The sequence below is a fragment of the Microbacterium sp. ZOR0019 genome (assembly GCF_000800925.1).
Classification (GTDB): Bacteria; Actinomycetota; Actinomycetes; order Actinomycetales; family Microbacteriaceae; genus Microbacterium; species Microbacterium aurugineum.
Map to the genome: position 1 here is coordinate 1 of NZ_JRKC01000053.1, position 23,434 is coordinate 23,434.

23 protein-coding genes are annotated in these 23,434 nt (G+C 69.8%); 15 read left to right on the top strand and 8 right to left on the bottom strand.

Annotation, left to right across the window (positions count from 1 at the left end):
- Positions 1-677: N-acetylglucosamine kinase (locus L978_RS11140; protein WP_047523143.1), on the top strand; the 677-nt coding region annotated here is incomplete at its 5' end.
- Positions 667-1,602, top strand: a complete 936-nt coding sequence (gene murQ, locus L978_RS11145) for an N-acetylmuramic acid 6-phosphate etherase (protein ID WP_047523144.1) — start codon at positions 667-669, stop codon at positions 1,600-1,602. The genes L978_RS11140 and murQ, both read left to right, overlap by 11 nt.
- A gap of 147 nt (positions 1,603-1,749) precedes the next feature.
- On the opposite strand, the gene L978_RS11150 is transcribed toward murQ, so the two are convergent.
- A complete protein-coding gene (locus L978_RS11150; protein WP_052193624.1) occupies positions 1,750-3,735 on the bottom strand; it encodes a primary-amine oxidase in 1,986 nt (661 codons plus the stop codon).
- Between the two features lie 94 nt (positions 3,736-3,829).
- Entirely contained in the window at positions 3,830-4,414 is a 585-nt protein-coding gene (locus tag L978_RS11155) for a TetR/AcrR family transcriptional regulator (protein WP_047523145.1), read from the bottom strand.
- A 66-nt stretch (positions 4,415-4,480) separates the two neighbouring features.
- On the opposite strand from L978_RS11155, the gene L978_RS11160 reads away from it, so the two are divergent.
- Positions 4,481-5,032: a hypothetical protein gene (locus tag L978_RS11160; RefSeq protein ID WP_047523146.1), complete on the top strand. Its 552-nt coding sequence runs from the start codon at positions 4,481-4,483 to the stop codon at positions 5,030-5,032.
- A 39-nt stretch (positions 5,033-5,071) separates the two neighbouring features.
- Entirely contained in the window at positions 5,072-5,737 is a 666-nt protein-coding gene (locus tag L978_RS11165) for an SDR family oxidoreductase (protein ID WP_047523147.1), read from the top strand.
- A gap of 10 nt (positions 5,738-5,747) precedes the next feature.
- Here L978_RS11165 and L978_RS11170 read toward each other — a convergent pair whose 3' ends face one another.
- The 6 genes from L978_RS11170 to L978_RS11195 all read right to left on the bottom strand — a co-directional run bounded on the left by L978_RS11170 (position 5,748) and on the right by L978_RS11195 (position 11,898).
- Complete coding sequence (locus L978_RS11170) at positions 5,748-6,968, bottom strand: multidrug effflux MFS transporter (protein ID WP_231555047.1); 1,221 nt, start codon at positions 6,966-6,968, stop codon at positions 5,748-5,750.
- Positions 6,965-7,948 carry an alpha/beta hydrolase gene (locus tag L978_RS11175; RefSeq protein ID WP_047523149.1) on the bottom strand — a complete coding sequence of 328 codons (984 nt, stop codon included), beginning with the start codon at positions 7,946-7,948 and terminating at the stop codon, positions 6,965-6,967. Before L978_RS11175 ends, L978_RS11170 begins: the two co-directional genes overlap by 4 nt.
- Positions 7,945-8,943: an alpha/beta hydrolase gene (locus L978_RS11180; RefSeq protein ID WP_047523150.1), complete on the bottom strand. Its 999-nt coding sequence runs from the start codon at positions 8,941-8,943 to the stop codon at positions 7,945-7,947. Before L978_RS11180 ends, L978_RS11175 begins: the two co-directional genes overlap by 4 nt.
- 33 nt (positions 8,944-8,976) lie before the next feature.
- Positions 8,977-9,939: an aldo/keto reductase gene (locus L978_RS11185; RefSeq protein WP_047523151.1), complete on the bottom strand. Its 963-nt coding sequence runs from the start codon at positions 9,937-9,939 to the stop codon at positions 8,977-8,979.
- A 7-nt stretch (positions 9,940-9,946) separates the two neighbouring features.
- Complete coding sequence (locus tag L978_RS11190) at positions 9,947-11,047, bottom strand: zinc-binding dehydrogenase (RefSeq protein WP_047523152.1); 1,101 nt, start codon at positions 11,045-11,047, stop codon at positions 9,947-9,949.
- Between the two features lie 116 nt (positions 11,048-11,163).
- Positions 11,164-11,898 (bottom strand): SDR family NAD(P)-dependent oxidoreductase, encoded by a 735-nt coding sequence (locus tag L978_RS11195; protein ID WP_047523153.1) that lies wholly within the window; start codon positions 11,896-11,898, stop codon positions 11,164-11,166.
- A gap of 100 nt (positions 11,899-11,998) precedes the next feature.
- On the opposite strand from L978_RS11195, the gene L978_RS11200 reads away from it, so the two are divergent.
- The 11 genes from L978_RS11200 (at position 11,999) to L978_RS11250 (ending at position 23,344) form a co-directional block, all read left to right on the top strand.
- The gene (locus tag L978_RS11200; RefSeq protein WP_052193626.1) at positions 11,999-12,961 is read left to right on the top strand and encodes an aldo/keto reductase; all 963 of its coding nucleotides are present in this window, start codon (positions 11,999-12,001) and stop codon (positions 12,959-12,961) included.
- 90 nt (positions 12,962-13,051) lie between these two features.
- Positions 13,052-13,249, top strand: a complete 198-nt coding sequence (locus L978_RS11205) for a hypothetical protein (protein WP_047523154.1) — start codon at positions 13,052-13,054, stop codon at positions 13,247-13,249.
- A gap of 84 nt (positions 13,250-13,333) precedes the next feature.
- A complete protein-coding gene (locus tag L978_RS11210; protein ID WP_047523155.1) occupies positions 13,334-13,939 on the top strand; it encodes a hypothetical protein in 606 nt (201 codons plus the stop codon).
- A 145-nt stretch (positions 13,940-14,084) separates the two neighbouring features.
- Complete coding sequence (locus tag L978_RS11215; protein WP_047523156.1) at positions 14,085-15,425, top strand: HNH endonuclease signature motif containing protein; 1,341 nt, start codon at positions 14,085-14,087, stop codon at positions 15,423-15,425.
- 279 nt (positions 15,426-15,704) lie between these two features.
- On the top strand, positions 15,705-17,234 hold the full coding sequence (locus L978_RS11220) for an ABC transporter substrate-binding protein (protein ID WP_227991489.1): 1,530 nt from the start codon (positions 15,705-15,707) through the stop codon (positions 17,232-17,234).
- 75 nt (positions 17,235-17,309) lie between these two features.
- The gene (locus tag L978_RS11225) at positions 17,310-18,251 is read left to right on the top strand and encodes an ABC transporter permease (RefSeq protein WP_047523158.1); all 942 of its coding nucleotides are present in this window, start codon (positions 17,310-17,312) and stop codon (positions 18,249-18,251) included.
- Positions 18,248-20,083 (top strand): dipeptide/oligopeptide/nickel ABC transporter permease/ATP-binding protein, encoded by a 1,836-nt coding sequence (locus L978_RS11230; protein WP_052193629.1) that lies wholly within the window; start codon positions 18,248-18,250, stop codon positions 20,081-20,083. The genes L978_RS11225 and L978_RS11230 overlap by 4 nt, the downstream gene beginning before the upstream one ends.
- Complete coding sequence (locus L978_RS11235; RefSeq protein WP_047523159.1) at positions 20,080-20,913, top strand: ATP-binding cassette domain-containing protein; 834 nt, start codon at positions 20,080-20,082, stop codon at positions 20,911-20,913. Before L978_RS11230 ends, L978_RS11235 begins: the two co-directional genes overlap by 4 nt.
- 47 nt (positions 20,914-20,960) lie before the next feature.
- Positions 20,961-21,548: a TetR/AcrR family transcriptional regulator gene (locus L978_RS11240; protein WP_047523160.1), complete on the top strand. Its 588-nt coding sequence runs from the start codon at positions 20,961-20,963 to the stop codon at positions 21,546-21,548.
- 34 nt (positions 21,549-21,582) lie between these two features.
- Entirely contained in the window at positions 21,583-22,281 is a 699-nt protein-coding gene (locus L978_RS11245) for an alpha/beta fold hydrolase (RefSeq protein ID WP_047523161.1), read from the top strand.
- Between the two features lie 73 nt (positions 22,282-22,354).
- The gene (locus L978_RS11250) at positions 22,355-23,344 is read left to right on the top strand and encodes a methyltransferase family protein (protein WP_047523162.1); all 990 of its coding nucleotides are present in this window, start codon (positions 22,355-22,357) and stop codon (positions 23,342-23,344) included.
- Positions 23,345-23,434 lie beyond the last annotated feature (90 nt).

The window sequence follows — 23,434 nt, forward strand, 5'->3', positions numbered from 1 at the left end:
CGGAAGCCGCCCGGGAACTCGCGGGGCGCCTGGCCGCGGCGACCGCGGCGCGGGTCGCCGTCGCCTCCGATGTCGTCACCGCCCATGCCGGTGCCCTCGAGGGGGCGCCCGGTGTGCTCCTGATCGCCGGCACCGGTGCCGCGGCACTCGGGATCGACGCCGATGGCGTCAGACTCGTCGACGGCTGGGGTCCCGAGCTCGGAGATCTCGGCAGTGGATCGTGGCTCGGCCGCGAGGGGCTTCGCGCCGTGCTGCGTGCGGACGACGGACTCGGCCCGGCGACCGCGCTCACCGCCGCGCTCGCGGATCCGGTCGGCGCTGCCTCCGACATCCAGGGCTGGCTCGCCCGGAGCGCGCCGCTGGCCCGCCATCTCGCCACGCTGGCGCCTCTCGTCCTCGACACGGCGGAAGCGGGCGACCCGGTCGCCTCGGGCATCGTGACCGAGGGGGTCCGGCTGCTCACCGCGACCGCGGTCGCCGCCTCAGCCGTGACCTGCGACGTGGTGGTGCACGGAGGACTCGCCGAACACTCCTGGTTCCGCGCCGCCCTCGGATCCTCCCTCCTCGCCGCCGGTCGCCGTGTCGTACCGGCTGCGGGCGACGCTCTCGACGGCGCGCAGTTGCTCGCGCGTCGTGATGATCTCCCCCATGAAAGGTTCGTGCACCGTGCCGAATGACGCCCCCCGCCTCGCCGCTCTCCTCTCGGTGCTGGAGAACCTCGACACCGAGGCCTCCACGACCGAGCGCGGCGACCTGGATCTCCTCGGCACCGCCGAGCTCGTGCGGAGGATGAACGCCGAGGACCGCCGCGTACCCGAAGCCGTCGCCGAGCGTGCCGAGGAGATCGCCGCCGCCGTCGACGGCATCACGGCGCGGTTCCGGCGCGGGGGGCGACTCATCTACATCGGAGCCGGGACCGCGGGGCGCATCGGCGTGCTCGACGCGAGCGAGTGCCCGCCCACGTTCGGCACGGATCCTTCGCTGGTCGTCGGCCTGATCGCCGGCGGGGAGACCGCGATCCGCTCGGCCGTCGAGAATGCCGAGGACGACGCCGACGCAGCGGGTGTCTCCCTGCGCGAGCTCGACCTGTCCGAGAGCGACACCGTCGTGGGCATCTCCGCCTCCGGACGCACGCCCTACGTCGTCGGTGGCCTGGAGTACGCCCGAAGTGTCGGGGCGCTCACGGTCGCGATCGCGTCCAACGCCGCATCCGAGATCGGTGCCGTCGCGGAGATCGCGATCGAAGTCGTCACCGGGCCCGAGTTCATCTCCGGCTCCACGCGCCTGAAATCCGGGACCGCGCAGAAGCTCGTGGTCAACATGCTCACGACGCTCTCGATGATCAACCTCGGCAAGACCTACCGCGGCGTGATGGTCGACCTGCTCGCGACCAACGAGAAGCTGCGTGCGCGGTCGATCCGCACGGTCTCGCAGCTCGCCGGCGTCGGGATCGACGAAGCCGCCGCCGCTCTGGAGGGGGCGGACGGCTCCGTCAAGCTCGCCCTGCTGATGCTCGCCAGCGGTGCGTCGCCGCAGTCCGCGGCCTCGGCTCTCGAGGGTGCCGACGGCATCCTCCGCGACGCCATCGCCGCGCTCGCCTGACCCTCCCTCCGCCGGCCCGTCCGCTCCGTCCGCTCCCGGTTCGCTCCGGTCGCGAACTCGCACCTCTTGGTTCGCTCCGGTCGCGAATTCGCACGCTATTCGCTCGGATTCACGACCTTTATGCGACCGGAGCGGAGGAATTCGCGGTCAGTGCTCGCAGGTGCAGGTGCCTCCGCCGCAGCAGCTGCCGGATGAGACCGCGTGTGCCTGCGAGGATTCGGGCACATCCATCGCGGGGTTCTGGTCGAGGAAGCCGTTGGGCTTGAACCGGAACCCGGCGGTGTCGACGGGCATGATCGGCCAGTCCTCCGTGCGCGGGAAGTGCGTGAGGCCGAACGTGTGCCAGAGCACGATGTCCTCGCCGTCGATCGACCGGTCGCCTGCCGTGTAGGCGGGGAGTCCGCCGCCGCCCTGGTGTGCGTTGGGATACCGCCCCGCGGGCCAGATCTGACCGTGTTCGTAGCGCGTCGCCCAGAGATGCTTGGTGGCGAACGCGGCGCGCGCGGCGACGGAGGACTCCGGATCGGCCATGAGCAGCGCGGTGGGCTCGGGGACGAGGTGATACGCGGTCGGTCGCCCGACGTGATTCATGCGGGACGTGCTCTGCACCTCCCAGACGCGCGCGACGGAGGAGTCTGCGTCACGCTGCGCGGCGGTCTCGGTCGTGAGCGGAGTCTCGGACCAGCTGAACGCGTTGCCGAACGGGTTGTCCGGCCCCATCGGCACGCGCTGTGCGTCCACCTCGACGAGCCGATTCCGGTCGCCGTCGATGGCGACGTCGAGTCGCGCGCAGAACAGGTGCTGGTGCACGGGCGCGAAGACGCCGGGCGCGAGTTCGGTCGCGTGGCGCTGCCGGACGCCGGGCTCGCCGCCGCCCACGAACACGATGCCGGTGGCCTTGGCGACGACCTCGATCGAACCGTCCAGGCCGAAGTACCAGTAGAAGCCGTAGTCGTAGTTGCCGATCGTGGAGAAGTACGAGACCACGAACCGGCGGGAGCGGCGCACGTCGGCGCGGCCCGCGAGGTCGGTGTGCTTCCAGAGGATCCCGTCGTCCTCCTCGTGCATGCAGACCACGTTCGGGATGCGCACCGGGTTGCCGTGGTCGTCGGCCACGTAGCCGTCGAGGTAGCGGATCACGCCCAGGCAGTCGCAGCCGAGTTCGAGGTGGTTGGCGTTCTTGCCGAGGAGATATTCGCCGGCATCGAAGTAGCTGATCCAGAAGCGGCCGGGGGCGGTGTCGCCGTAGGGGACCACCATCTCGGGAACGCTGGCGCGGCTGAGCACGGAGCGGTCCTGGAAGGTGACGTCGTGCAGCACGAGACCTTCGCGGGCGTTGAAGTCGACCCGCATCGACCAGCCCTCCCACTCGACGAGCGAGCCGGTGACGGCGAAGCTCGGTCCCTCCGGCTGCGTGATCTCGATCGGCTTGAGCGAGGTGCGCGCCTCGCCCTGCACCTCGGGGTAGTAGTTGCCGTGGCCGGCGGGCACGGGCACGTCGCCGTGGTCCTCGACACGGATGACGCTGTTCGAGGTGAGGTCGATGTGCACGACGAGTCCTTCGACGGGGTGCGCCCACGGGGAGTCCTGCTCGTCGTACTTGAGGAACGTCAGGGAGCGGATCACGCGGCGACCGACTTCATCGGCACGACCGGTGTAGCCCGGGGCGAGCGGTCCGCAGAACGCGAGGTCCATGTGGTCGGCGAGGCCGCGGCGCGTCATGGCCGCCTGCCACTCGGGGGAGGCCTTCGCGATCGCCTCGGCGCGTTCGTACTCCTCGAACAGGTACTGCGGCTGGCCGTAGGGTGGGGCGTCATTCGGCACGCGTTCGGTGCGCAGGACCTCGCCGCGGGTGATCGACACGATGGCTTCGGTTGCGACGCCGGTCGCCGTGTCGAGCAGTGTCACGTCGACGCGGCGGTCGATGGGGGAGCCGGGGGTCCAGGCGGCGAACTCCTGCTTCGTCGGCTCATCGGGCAGCAGCATCGGCACGCGAGTGGTCTCGGTCAGGAGTCCGGCCGCGTCGAGGATGGCTCGGGCGGCGGCGATCTCCTCGCTCGAGAGCGGATCGTGCGGGTGCGGGGCCGCGATCTTGTCGAGGGAGACGGGCTGCGGTGCGTGGTGGGACATCATCGACCTCACTATTTTCGAGCAGGTGCTCAATAAACGGGTTGCGATGATGATACGACGGCTCGCCGGAGGTCCACAAGCACCGTTTTCGCGGGGCTCAGGCGCGCCAGGGGGCGAGGACGCTGTCCAGGACGGCGAGATGCGCCGCCGCGGGCTGAGGTTCGGTGACCTCGACGATCTGCTGTCCGTACGTGATCGAGCGCAGCAAGGCCATCACGGCGTCGGTGGGGGTGTCGGCACGCAGCTCTCCGTCGTCCACGGCCTCGGACAGGGCGAGTCGGATGCTGTCCTGCCAGGTCGCGAGGGTCGGGGCGCCCGCGTCGGGGGTCGGCGCGAGGGCGGCCAGGCGCCCCCAGAAGCCGACGACCACGTGCGCTTCCGTGCGGGTGTCGTCGTCGATCGGAAGGACCTCGCGCATCAGTGCGTGCAGCCGGTCCAGTCCCCGGAGGCCGTCTGTGGCGGCGGCGATGCGCGCGTCGGTGCGGCGTGTCACCTCGGCGGCGGCGGCGCGCACGACCTCGTCGAATCCGTCGAAGTAGTGCCAGAGCGAGCCGGTCGCGACACCGAGTTCCTTGGCGACGGCGCGCGAGGAGACGCTTTCGTGTCCATCGCGAGCGGCGACGACGAGCAGCGCCTCGGCGATCTGCCGGCGGCGCTCATCATGGTCGACGATGCGGGGCACGTGCCCATCTTGTCGCATCCGACCTAGGTCTAGCGTTATTGAGCGATCGATCAATATACTTCCCGGATGGAGCTCCTCCTCCCTGCAGCACCGTGGCTGATGGCTGTGGCGGCGATCGTCGCTGCGGTCGCCTGCATCGGTGCGTGGCGTGCGGTGCCGTGGCAGGGGCGGCAGGCGGCACTGATCATGGCGGCGGCGATGCTGGCGCTCGCGGTCTCACCCGGCGACGCGCTCGCGGGACTCCTGCTCGGGGTGCTGCTGCTGGTCTCGGCGATGCTCGGAACGATGGGCGTTCGGGGAACTTCGGCGGCCTCCGCGTGCTGTCACCGGGCGCTCGGGTCGCTCGTGATGGCCGTCTGCGCGTTCCAGAGCGCCTCGACGCGCGCGGCGGAGTCAGCCGGTGCGGGCGCGGAGGTCGCGGTCTCGGGCCACGGCGGGCACGGGATGAACGGCGTCCTCTCCGTTGTGATGCTGGTCGGGGTGGCCGGGGTCGTCGTGTGGACCGTCGTCTCGGAGTGGTTCCTCCCTTCCGTGCATCGTGGCAGGACGGCACGGTTGCTGGCGACGGAATCGTGGGCCATGGCAGCGGGCGTCGTGATCATGTGCGTGGGGTTCTGAAGGCAGCGGGACGCGTGTGCGTTCCGGTACGGTGGCCGGATGCCCCTCGCTCTGATCACCGGCGCTGCCCGGGCGAACAGCATCGCCGCCGGCATCGTCCCTCGTCTGCGTGCGGCCGGATGGACGGTCGTGACCAGCGATCTCCACGACGCCGACCACCTCGCCGACCTCGCGACCCCCGACGGCCCCGGCGCACTCGTGGATGCGGTCGTCGCCGCGCACGGGCCCATCACCGCGCTCATCCTGAGCCACGCCCACGACGTCGAGTCCGGCATCCTCGACACCACCGCGGAGAGTTTCGACAGGCACGTCGCCGTGAACGCGCGGGCGAGTCTGCTGCTGATCGCGGCCTTCGCGCGTCAGGTCGGCGACGACGGGGGAGTGATCGTGGCACTCACCAGCGACCACGTGACCGGGAACCTGCCCTACGGTGCATCGAAGGGCGCACTCGACCGGCTCGTGATCTCGGCCGCTCGTGAGCTCGGTCCTCGTGGGATCTCCGCGAACGTGCTGAACCCGGGACCGATCGACACCGGCTGGATGGACGACGAGACGCGGGCCTCGCTCGGAGCGATGACCCCTCTGGGGCGGTTGGGGCGTCCGGCGGATGTCGCCGCGGTCGTGGAGTTCCTCGTGTCGGATGAGGGGCGCTGGATCTCCGGTCAGCTGCTCCAGTCGGACGGGGCGTTCTCGGCTCGCTACTGAGCGCTGCGGGCTACTGAGGCCCTGCGGCCGGCCGAACGAACACCCAGGCCGCGACCGCGGCCGCGGCCGCTGCGAGCGTCATGGTGACGGCCATCGTGACCGCGTTCGTGCCACCCAATCCGGCCGCGATCGGCGCCACGACGGGCCCGAACAGGAAGGTCGCCATGCCGAGCAGGGCGGAGGCTGTGCCCGCGCGGCTGCCGTGGTGCGCGAGGGCGAGGGTCTGACCGTTCGGGCCACCCACTCCCGAGCAGAGCATGAACCCGATCAGCGCAGCGATCACTCCGTAGACGCCGGTGCCGGTCAGCGTCAGCACGAGGAACGTCGTCGTGGCGAGCAGCGTCGCCGTGATGCCACCCAGATAGACGCGCAACGGTCCCCACCGCCGCACGACGAGCCTGCTGGTCTGGCTGCCGACGATGCTCGCCAGCGCCCCCGCCGCGAACGCGAGACTGAAGGTCTGCGGGGTGAGGCCGAACTGGTCTTGCAGGACGAACGATGACATCGACAGGTAGGTGAAGAACGCGACGCCGCCTCCCGCCGCCGCGCACAGCACCGCGACGAACAGCCGGTCGCGGATCACGGCACGAGAATGATCCCGCAGTACCACGAGGCCGCCGCCGTGCCGCGCCGAGGCGGGCAGCGTCTCGGGCAGGGCGAACACGACGATGAGGAGCAGTACGACCCCGACGGCGCTGAGCACGCCGAAGATGCCCCGCCAGTCCATGACCCGGGCGAGTTGCCCACCGACGACCGGCGCGATGATCGGTGCGGTTCCGGAGACGAGGAACAGCAGCGACAGCATCCGCGACAGCTCGACACCCTCGAACTGGTCTCGTGCGATGGCCAGGCAGATCACGATCCCCGCCGAGCCCGCGAGCCCCTGCAGGAAACGGGCGATCAGCAGCAGCTCGATGTTCGGGGCAAGGGCGCACACCAGCGACAGCACCGCGAAGGCGGAGACTCCGACCATCAACGGCAGTCGCCTTCCGAGTCGATCGCTCAGCGGCCCCGCGATGAGTTGTCCGAGCCCGAGACCGATCATGCACGCCGACATCGTCACCTGCGCCAGAGCCTCCGTCGTGCCGAGAGACGCGGCGAGCTGCGGCAATTGCGGCAGATACAGGTCCATCGATAACGGCCCGAAAGCCTCCAGCATCCCGAGCACCAGCATCGCCCGCAGAGTGCTCATGCGCGGGCGGGCCGGCTCCTCGGGAACGGGGAGACTCATCCGCCCAGGCGCAGGATGCGGCGCAGCCAGCTCTCCCGCGCGGCGACGGCGGCCTTCGAGACCTCGGCCTCGGGCGAGAACCCGGAGAAGCCGTGGTACCCGCCGGCCCACACGTGCAGCTCCGCTTGTCCGCCGGTCGCCCAGATGCGCAGGGCGTAGTCGACGGCTTCGTCGCGGAACGTCTCGGCAGCGCCCACCTCGATGAAGGCGGGTGCGAGGCCGGCGAGGTCCGTGGCGCGGGCGGGCGCGGTGTACGGGGAGACGTGGTCGGTGAACCGGTCGTCCCCGGCGATGGCATCCCACGCGGTGTCGTTGTTGTTCCGATCCCACGCGCCGAAGCCGTCGTACTGCCGACTGGAGGCGGTCTCGTTGCGGTCGTCGAGCATCGGACAGCCGAGCAGCTGGCCGGCCAGGTGTGGACCGCCGCGATCCCGGGCGATCAGCGCGACGGCAGCCGACAGGCCCCCGCCGGCGCTCATCCCCGAGGCGATGATGCGGGCGGGATCGATGCCGAGCTCGTCGGCGTGGGCGGCCATCCACTCCAGCGCGGCGTAGCAGTCCTCCGCCTGCGCGGGACCGGGATGCTCGGGTGCCAGCCTGTACTCGACGGCCACTCCGACGACGCCGTGCCGCTCGGCGAGGTCGATGAGCTCGCCGGTGCCGAAGAACCGGGTTCCGAGCACCATCCCGCCGCCGTGGATCGACAGGACCGCGGGTGCGGGCACGGAAGTCGCGCGCGCGGGGCGGACGATCGTGATCTCGATGTCCGGCGCCCCGTGCGGTCCGGCGATGACACGGTCCTCCCAGACGACCTCCCGACCCGCGGCCTGTGCGGCTATGGGCGGGATGATCGTCGCGAAGTGGTCGCGGTTGGCATGGATCGTGTCGGCACGCAGCGGGATGATCTCCACCATCCCGACGAAAGCGTCGAGGCCGGCGACGAGCTCCGGGTCATACGGGACCGGCAGCGGCGCGGTCATCGGTCTGCCCGCCAGATGCGACGCAACCACGAGGCGCGAGCGGCGAGAGCGGCTCGGGAGACCTCAGCCTCCGGCATGTACATGTCGAAGCCGTGCGCTCCGCCGCCCCAGACATGCAGTTCGGCCTGTCCTCCGGTGGCCCAGATGCGCAGCGCGTACTCCGTGTCCTCATCGCGGAAGGCCTCGGCCTCGCCGACTTCGACGAAGGCGGGCGGGAGCCCCGACACATCGATCGCGCGGCTGGGGGCGGCGTAGGCGGGAGCGTCCGGGTGGAAGGCGAGGTCGTCGCCCAGCACGCACGACCACGCCAGCAGGTTCATCTCGCGCTGCCAGGTGCCGATGCCGTCGTACTGGCGGCTCGCGACGCTGGTGTTCGTGTTGTCGATCATCGGGCACAGCAAGAGCTGCCCGGCCATGACGGGCCCCTGTCGGTCGCGCGCCATGAGGGCGACAGCGGCTGTCAGCCCTCCGCCCGCACTGCCTCCTCCGACGATGAGGCGCTCCGGGTCGATGCCGAGTTCCGCGGCGTGCTCATGAACCCATACGAAGGCGGCGTAGCAGTCCTCGACGCCCGCGGGGTAGGGGTTCTCCGGAGCGAGGCGATACTCGACGTTGACGGCGACGACCCGGTGTTCGTCGACGATGTCGACCACGCGGCCGGTCTCCCACGAGCGGTGGCCGACGATCATGCCGCCGCCGTGGATGTTCACGAAACCGGGGAGCACCTCCCCGTGGACGCCGGCGGGGCGGAACACCGTGATCTCGAGGTCGGGTGCTCCGGCGGGACCGGGGATGGCGCGGTCCTCCCACTCGATGTCGCGCCCGGCGATCACGGCGTCGTTGTCGGGGAACATCCGGTCGACGCCGTCGCGCGGAAGGGTGTCGCGGGTGAGCGCCGGCTGTGGGTTCTTCGCGAGTTCGTCGAGCACGGCCTGCACCTCGGGGTCGAAGGGCACGGGGGTGACGGTCGGGCGTCCGGCGGCGGTGGCGGTCATGGTTCTCCTTGGATGGAAGGGCGAAGCGGCGGGTCAGGGGCCTTCGGGGTCGACGACCCCGCGATCGGCCCAGAACGGTTCGACCAGGCGGCGTAGCTGATCGCCGCCGACCCGATCGACCAGGGCTGCGGCGTCGAGGTTGGCGCGCAGCTGTTCCCCGCTGGAGGCGCCGAACAGCGTCGTGGTGAGGGCCGGGTGGGTGAGGGTGAACGCGATCCCGAGCTGCGCGGGTGAGACGTCGAGGGATGCGGCGACCTCGGTGAAGGCGGGCACATCGTGGATGATCCGCTCCCGGATGTCACCGGGGTCGCGGCCGATCTGCCGGTCGCCGTTGATCTTGCCGGCGAGCACGCCGCCCTCGAGGCAGTCGGAGGCCTGCAAAGTGAGCCCCTGCTCCCACAGTCGGGCGAAGGGGCCGCCGTCGGGGATCGAGCGCCGGGAGACGCTGTACTTCAACTGCGCGATCTGCGGTCCGGCCACGCCCTCCGCCGCGGCGATGTCGATCAGGGACTGGATGCTCGATGCCGACCAGTTGTTCACACCCCAGGTACGGATGAGGCCGGCCTCCGCGAGGCGGGCGAGGTCGAGCACGAGGTCACGCAGGTCGAGGTCGTCGCGCCGCAGGTCTCCGAGGATCACGAGGTCTGCGTGCTCGACGCCGACCCGCATCAGCGCGTTCTCGAGCTGGGGGCGGAAGCCGTCGTCGCCGAATGCCTCGAGCCACAGCTTCGACGAGAGCAGCCAGTCGTCGCGCCGGAGGCCTGCAGCGCGCACCATCGCTGAGAAGATCACGTCGGTGAAGACCGGTGGCGCTCCTGGCGCGGAGTACACGCCCACGTCGAAGAGGTTCACACCGCGGTCCACGGCTTCGCGGAGCATCGCGACCGCGTCGGCGAAGTCCATCCGGTCGTAGGTGTGCCAGGAGCCGAGAGAGAACAGCGAGGCGTCGATGCCGCTGCGGCCGATCTCGCGTCGGGGCAGGAGGGGAGTGGTCATGGAGTCCTCACAGTCTCGGGTCGATGACGGCTTTGACCTCATCGAGGTCGTGCATGTGGGCGATCTTCGCGGAGGCGTCGGCGAGGCCGACCGGCGCGCTGAAGAGGTCGTCCCAGGGGTAGCGATCCGCGAACGCGGTGAAGAAGTCGATCGCACGGGAGTAGTCGGAGATGTCGCCGTTGAGTGAGCCGACCACCGTGAGCTCCTTGCCCATGATGGTGCTGAGCGGGAAGCCGTCGCCCGCGGGACCGGTCGAGCCGACGATCGTGACGGTCCCGCGCTGAGCGGCCATCGCGATCGCGTCAGGGCCGACGCTGGGCGCACCCGCGAAGTCGAACACGTGGTCGGCGCCGCGCCCTCCCGTGAGCGCCATCACCTGATCGACCACCGGGCCGTCGCGGAAGTCGACGACCGCATCGGCGCCGAAGCGGCCGGCGAGTTCGAGCCGGGAGGCGGGGGCGCCCACCGTGATGACCTGGCCTGCACCGGAGATCTTCGCGACGGCCGTGGCGAAGATGCCGAGCGCCCCGGCGCCCTGCACGACCACGGTCGAGCCGGGGCGGATGCGCCCTGCCCGCTCGAAGGCCCGCAACACGGTCTTGGCCGCGCATCCGGCCATCGAGGCCCAGGTGTCCTTGACGGATGACGGGAGCAGCAGCTTGGCCGCCCCCGGGGTCACGTAGGCGTACTCCGAGAGTCCCGCGGTGGCGAACGGAGGCACGTCCGCACGCTGCAGGAAGCCGTACCCGCGGCGGGAGCAGGCGACGGGCTCGCGCAGCACCACACAGCCGTAGCACTCGCCGCAGGTCGACTCGGACCAGCCGATGCGGTCGCCGGGGGAGAGGGGGCGGCCCAGAGCGTCCTTCGTGTCGGGGCCGGTGGCGACGATCTCGCCGACCATCTCGTGGCCGAGCACCATCGGGAGCATGCCGGGGAAGGTCATCCGTCCCTCCCAGATCTCGATGTCGGTGCCGCACAGCGTGGTGCACGCGATGCGCACGAGCGCGGCGCCCGCTTCGATCTCGGCGGGGAGAGGCAGGTCCTGCAGGGTGAGCGGCTCGCCGTGCGCGGTGAGCACGGCGGCCTTGGTGCGGGTGGGGAGGGGCATGCGGTTCTCCAGTCGCGGGCGAGCGGGTCAGCGGGGCGGGTGGCGGATCAGCGGGGCGGGTGGCGGATCAGAAAGGGGCCTCGGAGGGGACGGGAAGGTGCGGAATCGATCCCGCGTCAGATCAGGAGCTGTCCGCCGTCGACGGGGACGGAGACTCCGGTGATGTGGCTGGCGGCGTCGCTCGCGAGGAACAGCACGAGCGGAGTGATCTGGTCGACCTCGGCGATGGAGCCGAGCGGGATGCGGGACTCCCACGCCGCACGGGCTTGCGGGTTCGAGGCGAAGTCCGCGGTGAGAGGCGTGAGCACGGGGCCGGGCGCCACCGCGTTGACCCGGACGCCCGAGGCGGCGAGCTCGATCGCAGCGGTGCGGGTGAGGGCGTCGACCGCGGCCTTCGTCGCCTCGTAGTGCCCCAGTCCGGGGGTGGGCTGCCGTGCGCCGATGGACGAGATGTTGACGATCGCGCCGCGTCCTGCGTCGGCGAGCAGCGCGCCGAAGATCCGGAGCATGAGGAAGGTTCCGCGCACGTTGACCCGCAGGGCCGCGTCGACGACGTCGACCGGCACTTCCTGCAGGGTGCCGCCGCCGGCGACGATGCCCGCGTTGTTGACCAGGACATCGATGCCGCCGTCGGCAGTGAGTCGTTCGGCTGCGGCGCGCACGGAGGACTCGTCGCCGATGTCGAGGGTGAGCGCCGTGGCGCCGATCTCGGCGGCGATCGCCGTGGCGGCGTCCGCGTTCACATCGCCGATGAAGACCTCGTCTCCACGGTCGCGGAACGCGGTGGCGATGCCACGGCCGAGGCCGGACGCGCCGCCGGTGACCAGGATGCGGCGGGGGGATACGGTCATGTTCGTCCTCACTGACGGCGGTTCTGACGGGATGTCTCCGTTATATTCTACATACATAGAAAAACACAACCCCGTGTCTCGAGACGGCGAAGGAGCCTTCATGCCCGAAACGACATATCCCTGGAAGCCTCTGGATTCCCCGGGCGCCCCGGTGCCCCCGCTGGCGCTCGGATCCTGGAACACCTGGGATCGGATGGCGCCCGACGACGCGGTGGCGCTGATCCGTCGGGCGGTCGAGCTGGACGCCGGCTTCTTCGACGTCGCGTACTACAACATGGGTCCGCACTCCGAGAACTCGAAGACCGACATCCTCTTCGGGCAGGCTCTGAGAGCGAGCGGCGTCGACCGCGATGACATCGTGCTGTGCGGCAAGCTCTGGCTGTGGGACTGGCCGAACCAGGGCTTCCGCGCGCAACTGGTCGAGTCTCTGGAGCGAGCGGGCCTCGACCGGTTCGACACCCTCGTCGTGGGGGACTACCTCGACGCTCCGGACCTGCCGCGCCTCGTCGCCGACGTGAACGAGCTGATCGCCGAGGGGCTCGTGGGCTCCTGGGGCATCAACAACTGGCGAATCGAGCACACGCGGGAGGCGCTCGCCGTCGCCGCGGAGCACGGCATGGCTGGTCCGGTGTTCGCGCAGTTGAAGTACGGGATCGCTCGGCGATCGATGGCGGAGGGGGACGCCTACGGTCCGCTGTTCGCCGAGGGGACTCTCACGCTCCAGGCGTCGGACGTGTTCGAGGGCGGAATCCTCGCCACCGGACGCATGCCAGAGCGGAAGATCGGTGCCGACGTGGGAGGCATCCGGGAGCAGATCGCCGCCGTGTACCCCGAGGTCGCGCGGGTCGCGGGAGAGTTCGGGGTCACGCCGGCCGCGCTCGGCGTCGCCTTCTGCCTGTCGAACCCCGCCACCGCGAACGTGCTGTTCGGTGCCTCGCGCCTCGCGCAACTCGAGGAGAACCATGCGGCGCTCGCGCTCGCAGGTGACCACGGTGCCGAGGTGCGGACCGCGCTCGCCGACTGCTGGGTCGACCGGGAGGTACGCGCCGACGGGGCGTGGTGAGGGGGCGGAGGCTCTGGGGCTGCGTGCTGCCGGTGTGGGAACATGAGGCGCGCCGAGATCCGCCGGGGATGTCGGGGGAGCGGAGATGAGATGAGCCCGGAGCCCACGCTGCTCATGGCCGTGGTCTTCGGCGGATTCCTCTTTCTGGTGGTCTTCTTCGTCGGCTGGTATCTGATTCTCGACAGACGCGCTGATGCGAGACGCCGGGCTGTCGAGGAGGACGGTGGCTTGACCGATGCAGTCCCCTCGAAGCCGAGGCGACCGCCGGACGAGCGGAGCTGCGAGTGACGGTGCTTGGTGTGTCCGACGTGCGGGTGGGCTGAGGTGATGACGCGCAACGGGTCGCCTAGCGAAGAGGGAAGCTTCTCTCGAGTGGAGCTTCTTCGCCTCACCCCCGACGGGCCGTTGACGACGCTCGGCCGCAACATCTCGATGTGCGGTGCGGTTCTCCTCGGCGTCGTCGTTCTCGTGCTCCCGGCGCTGCAAGGGGCATCGATCGGCAGTGTGATGCTGTTCGCCGCCGCCGGACTCGCTCTGATCGCTGCCGCGGGATGGAACGCGCTTCGGTGGCGGTGGCTCGTTCGAGCCGCCGCGCGCGACGTGCAGGGTGCCGGAGCATTGGCCGGCTTCGCGTTTTCGCGGGCCGATCTCGACGTGGATGGTACCCCCGCGGATCGTGTGAGCGCCGGGTGGTTGCTGGTTCATCCGGACCGCCTGACGGTGTGCATCCACGCAGGGCTGGCAAGGCCGCGCCATTCAGTCGAGAGGCAGGATTATGCTCTTCGCGACATCGTTTCGGTATCACGGCGCAACGAGACGAGCATGTCGTATGGGCGGCTCGACATCAACGTGCGCGGAGGATTGCTCTCCCTCATCCTCACACCGACCAACGGGTCCGGTATGCGAGGCCCGCGCGAAGCGGAGATCGAATCGGCGGCCGAATTGCTCCGGGTGAAGAGAGCCCTTCACGACGACTGAGGGATCCGGCTTCGCCGCGCACCTTGCGTGACGGGGCGGGGGTGGCTCTGGGATTGCCTGAAGGACCCCTGGGTGGTCTGCGATATGCTGGCATTCATTCGAACAAATCTACGAAAGTTGGGCGGTTCTTCGATAAAATCTGGGTATGTCGAAGTTGGCCGTGTTGCATGAGGCGATGTCCCGTCTCGACGCGGCGTGGGCTGATGCCGACGACTCGGGTGAGTTGTCGCGAGAGCAGCTCATCGCGGTCAGCGCTTCGCTCGGGGTGCTCCAGCGCCGGCTGGATGCCGTGCACGTCGAAGTGGCCGCGTGCATCTCTCGCGAGTCCCGCCCCGAACTCGGGGCCGAGAGTCTCGCGAAGCAGCAGGGGTTCCGCAATCCGGCGACGCTGATCGCGGCAACCGTGGGTGTGTCACGCGGTGATGCGACCCGGCTCGTGAAGGTGGGGGAGGCCGTTGCTCCGCGTGCAGACCTCCTGGGAGCGCCGCTGCCGGCGAGATACCCGGTCGTGCGGGAGGCGCTCGGCGCGGGAATGCTGAGCGCTCAGTCGGCGGCGGTGATCATCTCATTGCTCGATAGATGTCGCGTCGCGGTGGGCCTGACGCGCGTCGCCGAGGCAGAGCGTGTGCTGGTGGAGAAAGCGCTCGGGCTCGCGCTGGACGATGTGCGGAAGCTGGTGGTGCGGGCGGAGGCGTGGCTGGACCCGGATGGGGTGGAGCCGCGACTCGAGGAGCAGCGTTCCCGTCGATCACTCAGCATCCACGAGCGTGAGGGGATGGTGCATCTGAACGCGGTCCTCGATGCCGAGACGGCTGCCCCTGTCATGACGGCGATCCGTGGCTACGTGACGGCCGCGTTCGCCGCCAGGAAGGATGCGGCCGCGCCCGACGCGCCCGACGCCGACCGTCGCACCGTGCCGATGCTGCAGGCTGATGCGCTCTCTGTGTTCGCCGCGCACGCGCTCGGCTGTGAAGCGAGAGTGCCGCTGGCAGGAGCGACGATCGTGGTGAGAATGAGCCTCGATGATCTCGAGGCCGGCACCGGCTCTGCGGAGATCGACGGGGTCGAGCAGCCGATCAGCATCGGAGCCGCGCGACGAATGGCCGCCGGCGGGGGTGTGATTCCGTGTGTGCTCGGCGCCGCGAGTGAAGTGCTCGACTGGGGGCGCGAGAAGCGCTTGTTCACGCGATCGCAACGGTTGGCGCTGGTGGAGCGCGATGGGGGCTGCGCGATGTGCGGGTTGCCGCCGGAGATGACGAAGGCGCATCACATCCGGTGGTGGAGTCGTGACCGCGGGCCGACGGATCTGTCCAACGGCGTGCTGCTGTGCGAGACCTGCCATCACCGAGTGCATGACAACGGGTGGGACATCCGTATCGATGGGGGCGGTCCGGTGGGGCGGGTGTGGTTCATCCCTCCCGCCTCGGTCGACCCTGCGCGCAGCCCGCGCCTCGGCGGTCGAGCGCGCTTCGACATCGCCGCCTGACATCGCCGCCGGATACCGCTGCCTGCGTGTGCGGCTCGGGATGTGCTGGTCTGCTCATGCCCGCGCGCTCATGTCCATGCGCTCATGCCTGCGCGCTCGGTCAAGCCCGGTGCGCCCCCGAGCATGGTCCGGCACACCACGGGGGAGAATCGCCCTTGCACTCTTTTTCCACGCATGTAGACTAACCAGCACGACACATCGAAGTGACGTCGGACCCGGCTTCCGATCAGCGGCACCTCGACCCTTCTTCACCACCCCCTGCACCCGAGAGAAGGAATCATGAAACGAATGCCCCTCGCGCTCGCCGCGGCTGTCGCCGTGACGCTCGCCCTCACCAGCTGCAGCGGCGGCGCCTCGCCCTCGCCGTCCGACGGCAGCGGGGTCGACAGCCCCGACGCCCTCAACATCGGGAACTTCCTCGACGTCACGTCGTGGGATCCCTCGCTCGCCGACATCGGCTTCGACGGCCCGTATCTCTCCGCCGTCTACGACGCTCTGATCGCCCTCGACGCCGACGGCGAACCGATCCCCTCACTCGCCACCGAGTGGACCGTCGCCGACGACGACCTCAGCATCGACCTCGACATCCGCACCGACGCCGTGTTCAGCGACGGCACCCCGGTCGATGTCGACGCCGTGATCACGAGCCTCGAGTACCTCAAGGCGGGTGCCCGCTCGGGTGAGGCCTACGTCAACGTCGCCTCCTTCGAGAAGGTCGACGACGACACCGTCCGCATCGCCCTCACGCAGCGCGACGACACGATCCTCTACTTCATGGGTCTCGGACGCAGTTACGTCGCCTCCCCGGCCGCCATCGAAGCGGGCACGCTGGGCAGCGAGCCCATCGGCTCCGGCCCCTACGTCCTCGACAGCGCGACGAGCGTCGCCGGTGCCGAGTACCACTTCACCAAGACCGCCGACCACTGGGATGCCGACGCGTATCCCTTCTCCGAGCTCGCGATCTTCCCGATCACCGATGCCACCGCCCGTCACAACGCCATGCTCAGCGGCCAGATCAACGTGCAGTACGGCGATGTCGCCAACCTCGAGCAGGCGAAGCAGCAGGGGTGGAACACCGCCGAACGCGTTTCGGGATGGGCGGGCCTCGTCATCACCGACCACACCGGCGTGAAGAGCGAGCCGCTCGGCAAGCTCGAGGTGCGGCAGGCGCTGAACTACGCGTTCGACGGAGCGGCGGTCCTCGCCGCGGTCGGCAGCGGAGCGGGCGTCGCCACCAACCAGGTGTTCCCCGACGGCGGCCCCATCAACGATCCGTCGCTCAACGACACCTACGCCTACAACATGGACAAGGCCAAGCAATTGCTGGCGGACGCCGGCTACCCCGACGGCTTCGAGATCTCGATGCCGATGTCTCCCATCTTCGAGATGTGGAAGCCCTCGGCCGAGCAAGCACTCAACGAGCTCGGCGTGAAGGTCACGTGGGACAACATGCAGATGCCCGACTACCAGTTGAACGCGCCGAACTACCCGATGTTCATCTCGTTCCTCGCGATGGACGGCAACGACGTCGCCACCGTCGCCCGCCAGGTGACCAGCGTGCAGTGGTTCAACCCCGCGCCCGACTATGCGGAGAACGAGGTCATCGCTCCTCTCGTCGAGAAGGTGCAGACCGAGCGCGGCGACGCGCAGACCGACGCCGTCAAGGAGCTCAACAAGGCTCTCGTCGACCAGGCATGGTGGTCGGTCTGGTACCAGGCGAACAACATCTACTACACGGCGCCCGGCATCCAGCTGCAGCCCGTCGTGGGCATGATGTTCCCGACGCTCCGCTACATCACCCAGGGCTGACGCCCGCCGGGGCGGCCGCGACACCGGCCGCCCCGGCAACCTTCCCCCTCCGACCCCATCCTCCGAGAGGCCCCCATGTTCCTGTTCACGGCGAAGCGGGTGCTGTCCGGCATCCTCCTGCTCGTCGCGGTCTCGATCGGCACCTTCTTCCTGGCCCATCTCGCCATCAGCGACCCGACGGCCTCGCTTCTGGGCACCACGGCGAGTCCGGCTCAGCAGGCGGCGCTCGCCGAGAAGATCGGCCTCGACCGTCCGCTCCTCGTGCAGTTCTGGGACTGGCTCTCGCACGCGGTTCTGCTCGACTTCGGCGTCTCCTGGCGCAACTTCCAGCCCGTCAGCGCACAGCTCGCGATCAAGGTCCCCGTGACCCTGTCGGTGGTGACGTTCGCGACGCTGATCACCGCGGTCGTCGGCGTCACGTTCGGGATGGTCACCGGACTCCGTCCCGGCACCTGGTTCGACCGCGTCATCAAGGGCATCTCGGTCGTGCTCTTCGCTCTCCCCGGCTTCTGGGTGAGCCTCGTGCTCGTGATGTGGCTCGCGGTGCAGCTGAAGTGGTTCCCGGCCGTCGGCTACGTGCCGCCGACGCAATCCGTGGACGGATGGCTGCGCTCCATCACCCTCCCGGCGATCTCGCTCGCCCTCGGCGGCATCGTTGCCGTCGCCGAGCAGCTGCGCAACGCCGTGATCGCGCAGAGCCGCCAGGACTGGGTGCGCACGCTTCGCAGCCGGGGTCTCTCCGCCACCCGGGTCAACCTGCACATCCTCCGCAACGCGTCGCCCGCCGCCCTCACCGTCATCGCCCTGATGTTCGTGGGGCTGCTGTCCGGCGCGATCGTGGTCGAGCAGATCTTCAGCCTCCCCGGTCTCGGACAGCTCACCAACCAGTCCTCGCAGAACGGCGACATCCCGATGCTCCTCGGCATCACGGTCATCTCGATCGTCTTCGTCGTCCTCATCAACCTCCTGCTCGACCTCGTGCTGGGCTGGATCAACCCGAAGGTGCGCGTCGCGTGACCACCACAGACATCCGGGTCGCCTTCGACCGAGCGGCGCAGAAGCGACGCTCGAGCCTCTTCCGCCGCTTCCTCCGTCACCCCGGCGGATACATCCCGCTGGCGATCTTCCTGCTCATCGTGCTCGTCGGGGTCTTCGCGCCCCTGCTCGCGCCGATGGACCCGAACTTCGTCGACCTCGCCGCGGCCAAGGCGCCTCCCGGGCCCGAGCACCTCCTGGGCGGCGACTCGACCGGCCGGGACATCCTGAGCCGACTCATCTACGGCACGCGCACGACCCTGTGGGGCGCGCTCATCACGATCGTCACCGCGCTCGTGATCGGTGTGCCGTCCGGCGTCGCAGCCGGCTACTTCGGTGGCACGTTCGACCGCATCGCCACCTGGATCAGCGATGCTCTCCAGTCGATCCCCGGAATGATCATCCTGCTCGTGGTCGCCGCGGGCAGCCGCAACAACTTCGAGCTGCTCATGGCCACCGTCGGTGTGTTCATGGTTCCCGGCTACTTCCGCATCGCGCGCTCTCAGACCCTGGCCGTGCGCAGCGAGCCCTACATCGACGCCGCCCGCGTGTCGGGCCTGTCCGACGGACGCATCATCTTCCGCCACGTCATCAAGGCCGTGTATCCGCCGGTCATCATCCAGACCGCCCTCACCGCCGGCATCGCGATGGGTATGCAGGCCGGCCTCCAGTTCCTCGGCATCGGCGACTCCAACGTGCCCAGCTGGGGCGCGATGATGCTCGAGGGCTTCCGCTTGATGCTCACCTACCCGCTCATGCTGCTGTGGCCGTCGGCCGCCCTCGGACTCACGATCGCGGTGCTCGCGATCATGGGATCCACGCTCGCCGAGCTGGTGCAGGTGCGCACGCCGCGCGTCTCCCGCCGGTCCGGCAAGGCCGCCGGTACGGCTGCCGGTACCGGTGCCGGCACGGCGGCCGGTACCACCGCCGGGACCGCGACGCCGCTCGCCCCCGCGACCGGAAGCGCGCAGCACACCGCAGAGGAGTCCGCGCTGCGCGTCGAGAACCTGCGGGTCGTGCACGCCACCCCGACCGGCGAGACCGAGGTCGTGCACGGCGTCACCCTCGACGTGGCACCAGGCGAGGTCGTCGGCATCGTGGGCGAGTCGGGTTCCGGCAAGTCGCAGACCGTGTTCTCGGTGCTCGACCTGCTGCCGTCCAGCGGGCGCGCGACCGCCGACGCCATCTGGGTGGGCGGGGCCGACGTGACGAAAGCGACCCCGAAGCAGCGACACGCTCTGCTCGGACGTGAGATCGGCTACGTGCCCCAGGAACCGATGAGCAACCTCGACCCGTCGTACACGATCGGCCACCAGCTCATCGAGCCGCTGCGCCGCACCCACGGGCTCCGCAAGGCGGAGGCCAGGGAGCGGGCGCGCGCGATGCTCCTGCGCGTCGGCCTCACCGACCCCGACCGTGTCATGCGCAGCTACCCCCACCAGGTCTCGGGCGGCATGGCGCAGCGCGTGCTCATCGCCGGCGCGATCGCGGGAAAGCCGTCTCTGCTCGTGGCCGACGAGCCGACCACGGCGCTCGACGTGACGGTGCAGGCCGAGGTGCTCGAACTCCTGCGAGAGCTGCAGGCCGAGTACGGCATGGCCCTGCTGATCGTGACCCACAACTTCGGCGTCGTGGCCGACATCTGCGACCGGGTGATCGTGATGCGCGGCGGTGACGTCGTCGAGACAGGACCGGTCGACTCGCTGTTCGCGTCACCCGCCGAGGAGTACACACGCGAACTGATCGCCGCGTCCCTGGACGATGCGGAGGGCCGCGCCGAACTCGACCGCACCGGAACGGAGGTGACCGCATGAGCGCCCTGCTCGAAGTCGACGACCTGGTCGTGGAGTACGGCCGCGGCCGACACGCCTTCCGCGCGCTGCACGGCGTCTCCCTCGACATCGCGCCGGGCGAGTGCCTGGGCCTCGTCGGAGAATCCGGCTCGGGGAAGTCGACGCTCGGCAAGGCGATCCTCGGCCTCGCACCCGTCACGGGCGGGAGCATCCGCTTCGACGGCAAGGAGATCAGCAGGCTCGGCGGCCGTGCCCGGCGTGCGCTCGCCGATGACGTGCAGGTCGTCTTCCAAGACCCGTACGGATCGCTCAACCCCGCGATGACGATCGGCGACATCCTCGCCGAACCGCTGCTCACCACCGGTATCGGCACGAGAGCCGCCGAGTCGAAGGTGCGCGAGATGCTCGACCGCGTGCGCCTGCCGGAGTCGGCCATGGATCGCTATCCGAGCGAGTTCTCCGGCGGCCAGCGTCAGCGCATCGCGATCGCCCGAGCCCTCGTCCGCGGCCCGCGCCTCATCGTGTGCGACGAGCCCGTCAGCGCCCTCGACCTCACCACGCAGGCGACGATCCTCGATCTGTTCATCGAGCTGCAGCGCGACACCGGCGTGGCCTACCTCTTCGTCTCTCATGACCTCGGAGTCGTGCGCCGCGTCTGTCACCGCGTGGCGGTCATGTACCGCGGAGAGCTCGTCGAGGTCGGCGAGGGGGAGCAGATCACCCGTGCCCCGCAGCATCCGTACTCCGAGCGGCTGCGCCTCGCCTCGCCCGTCGCCGACCCGGTCGCGCAGCGTCAGCGACGTGCCCAGTGGCTCGCTCTGCGGGAGGTGCGCGATGCGGCGGTACGGTAGCTCAAGGCCCGATCACTCCATGCCTCGGAATCGGCCGGAAGGACCTCATGCCGAAGATCATCGATCACGACCAGCGTCGACGGGACATCGTCGAGGTCGCCAAGAGCATCATCCTGAAGGGTGGCTTCGAGGCCGCGACCATGCGCAGCATCGCGGCGGAGGCCGGCTTCGCGAACGGTGCGCTGAAGCACTACTTCCCGGGCAAGGAGAGCATCGTCGCGGCGACGTTCGAGACGATCCTCCAGCAGATGTCCGAGGGCGTGCAGGCCGCCGGCGAGGCGCCGGCGTCCGCGGATGCCGCGTTGCGGGGGTTCCTGCAGGCGACGATCCCTCGCGATCAGGAGCAGATCGCCGCGGGGCGGGTGCTGCTCGCGCTGTGGGAGTACGCCATGGCGAACGAGTCGCTGGCCGAGCTGTATCGCGGACACCTGGCGTCCTGGCGCGCTTCTCTCATCGAGCGCATGGAGGCCGCGCGGGACGAGGGGTCGATCCGCGATCAGGACTACGGCCCGCTCGCGAACGAGTACATCTCGGCGGCGGTCGGTGCGACCGTCATCAACCTCATGTACCCCGACGGCGAGCGGATCGCCGACTACGAGACCTACATCGACCAGTTCCTGGCACGCCTGCGCTGAGCGCGGCGCGCCGGGTCCGAGAGGACGGCGCGTCATGACCTCATCCCTGTTCATCGAGCGCCACCAGGGCACCGGGCGTCCTGTCGTGTTCCTGCACGGCCTCGCGTCGCGTGGAGCGCAGGATTGGCCGGATCACGAGTGGGCCGGCGTCGTCGGCGACCGTCCCCGCCTGGTGGTCGACCTCCCGGCGCACGGTGGGAGCCCGTCACTCGGCCCGGCGCCCACGACCGCAGTGCTGGACGCACTCGCCTCGGCCGTCGGCAGCGACGAGATCGACCTGGTCGGATACTCACTCGGGGCTCGCCTCGCGTGGGATCTGGCGGCGCATCCGCGCGTCTCCGTGCACGGCCTGGTGCTCGGCGGTCTCAGCGCGGGGGAGCCGTTCGCGCAGGTCGACCTCGCGGCCGCGCGCGCCGCGGTCGACGGTGGCGCCATGCCGACGGATCCCCTCACGGGCATGATCGTGCACATGGCGTCGTCGTCCGGCAACCGTCCGCACGATCTGATCGACCTGATCGAGGGCCTCGCCGCAGAGCCGTTCGTGCCACGGGCCGAGGGAATCGCCGTGCCCGTGCTGCTGCTGGGCGGCACCGACGATCCGATGGCGGCCGGGATCGACGACCTCGCGCGGATGCTCCCGAGCGCCCGTGTGCGGCGCGTCCCCGGCGATCACCTCTCCACCCTGCACACGGCGGAGTTCCGTGCTGCCGTGCGCGACTTCCTGGCGGACTGAGCCGCAACCGCGACCGGGAACACCTCTGCCGTTTAATTCCAACAATCGTAGAAATATAGGGAAAGGCCCACACATGACCGACACGCCCACCGCGGATGCGGCACGGATCCTCGACATCGCCACGGGGTACATGGCGTCCAAGCAGCTCTTCCACGCCAGCCGCATCGGCCTCTTCCGCGCCGTCGACGGCGGAGCGGACACGGTGTCGGCGATCGCCGAGGCGTGCGGGGTGAGCGAGCGCATCGCCCGTCTGCTCGCCGATGCGATGGCCGCCAAGGGCCTCCTGGTGCGCACGGATGGGCGCTACGCCGTCGCCCCGGACGCCGCCGCGTATCTGACCGGTGCCGATGCCGCGATCGACCTCGCGCCCTTCCTGACGTTCCTCGATGAGATCAGCTACCCGCACTGGCTCCAGTTCGCGCACACGGTCGACACCACCGAGCCCGGTGACCTGCAGATGGACGACGCCCGCTGGGCGACGTTCATGGCGGGGGTGATGACGTACAACCGCCTGCACGCGCAGGAGTTCGGCCGTCACCTCGACCTCTCCGGTGCCACCCACGCGCTCGACTTCGGCGGCCTCTCGGCCGACTTCGCGCTGTCGGTGATGGCGCGCAATCCCGAGCTGCGGACGACGTTCCTGTATGCGCCCGGCTTCGAAGACGGTGTCGCCGAGGCGGTCGACGCGGCCGGGGTCGCCGATCGTGCCGTGGTGGAGGTCGCCGACACCGCGACCGCCGCGCCGGAGGGCGCCTACGACGCGATCTTCGCGAACCACGTCATCCACCGCTTCGGTGCCGAGGAGAACGCCCGGATCTTCCGCAATCTGCGAGCGGCGGCGGCACCGGGGGCGACCCTGACCGTGCTCGACTTCTTCCTCGACGACGATCCGGCGCAGCGCGGACTCGACGCCCTGCATGCGGGGGAGTACCTCGTCATCGACGGGACCGTCGTGTATCCGGAAGCCCAGGTGCGCGGCTGGCTGAGTGATGCCGGCTGGGAGGTGCGCGAGAAGGTCGCTCTGCCGGGGAGTCCCCGGGTGCTCGTGGCGACCGCGGTGTGAGGCCACCTCGGCGTCGGGGGACCGGCGCCGGGGTCATGGACTGGTCCGAGGGGGATCAGAGGCGGGCGGCATGCGTGAACATGCCGCCCG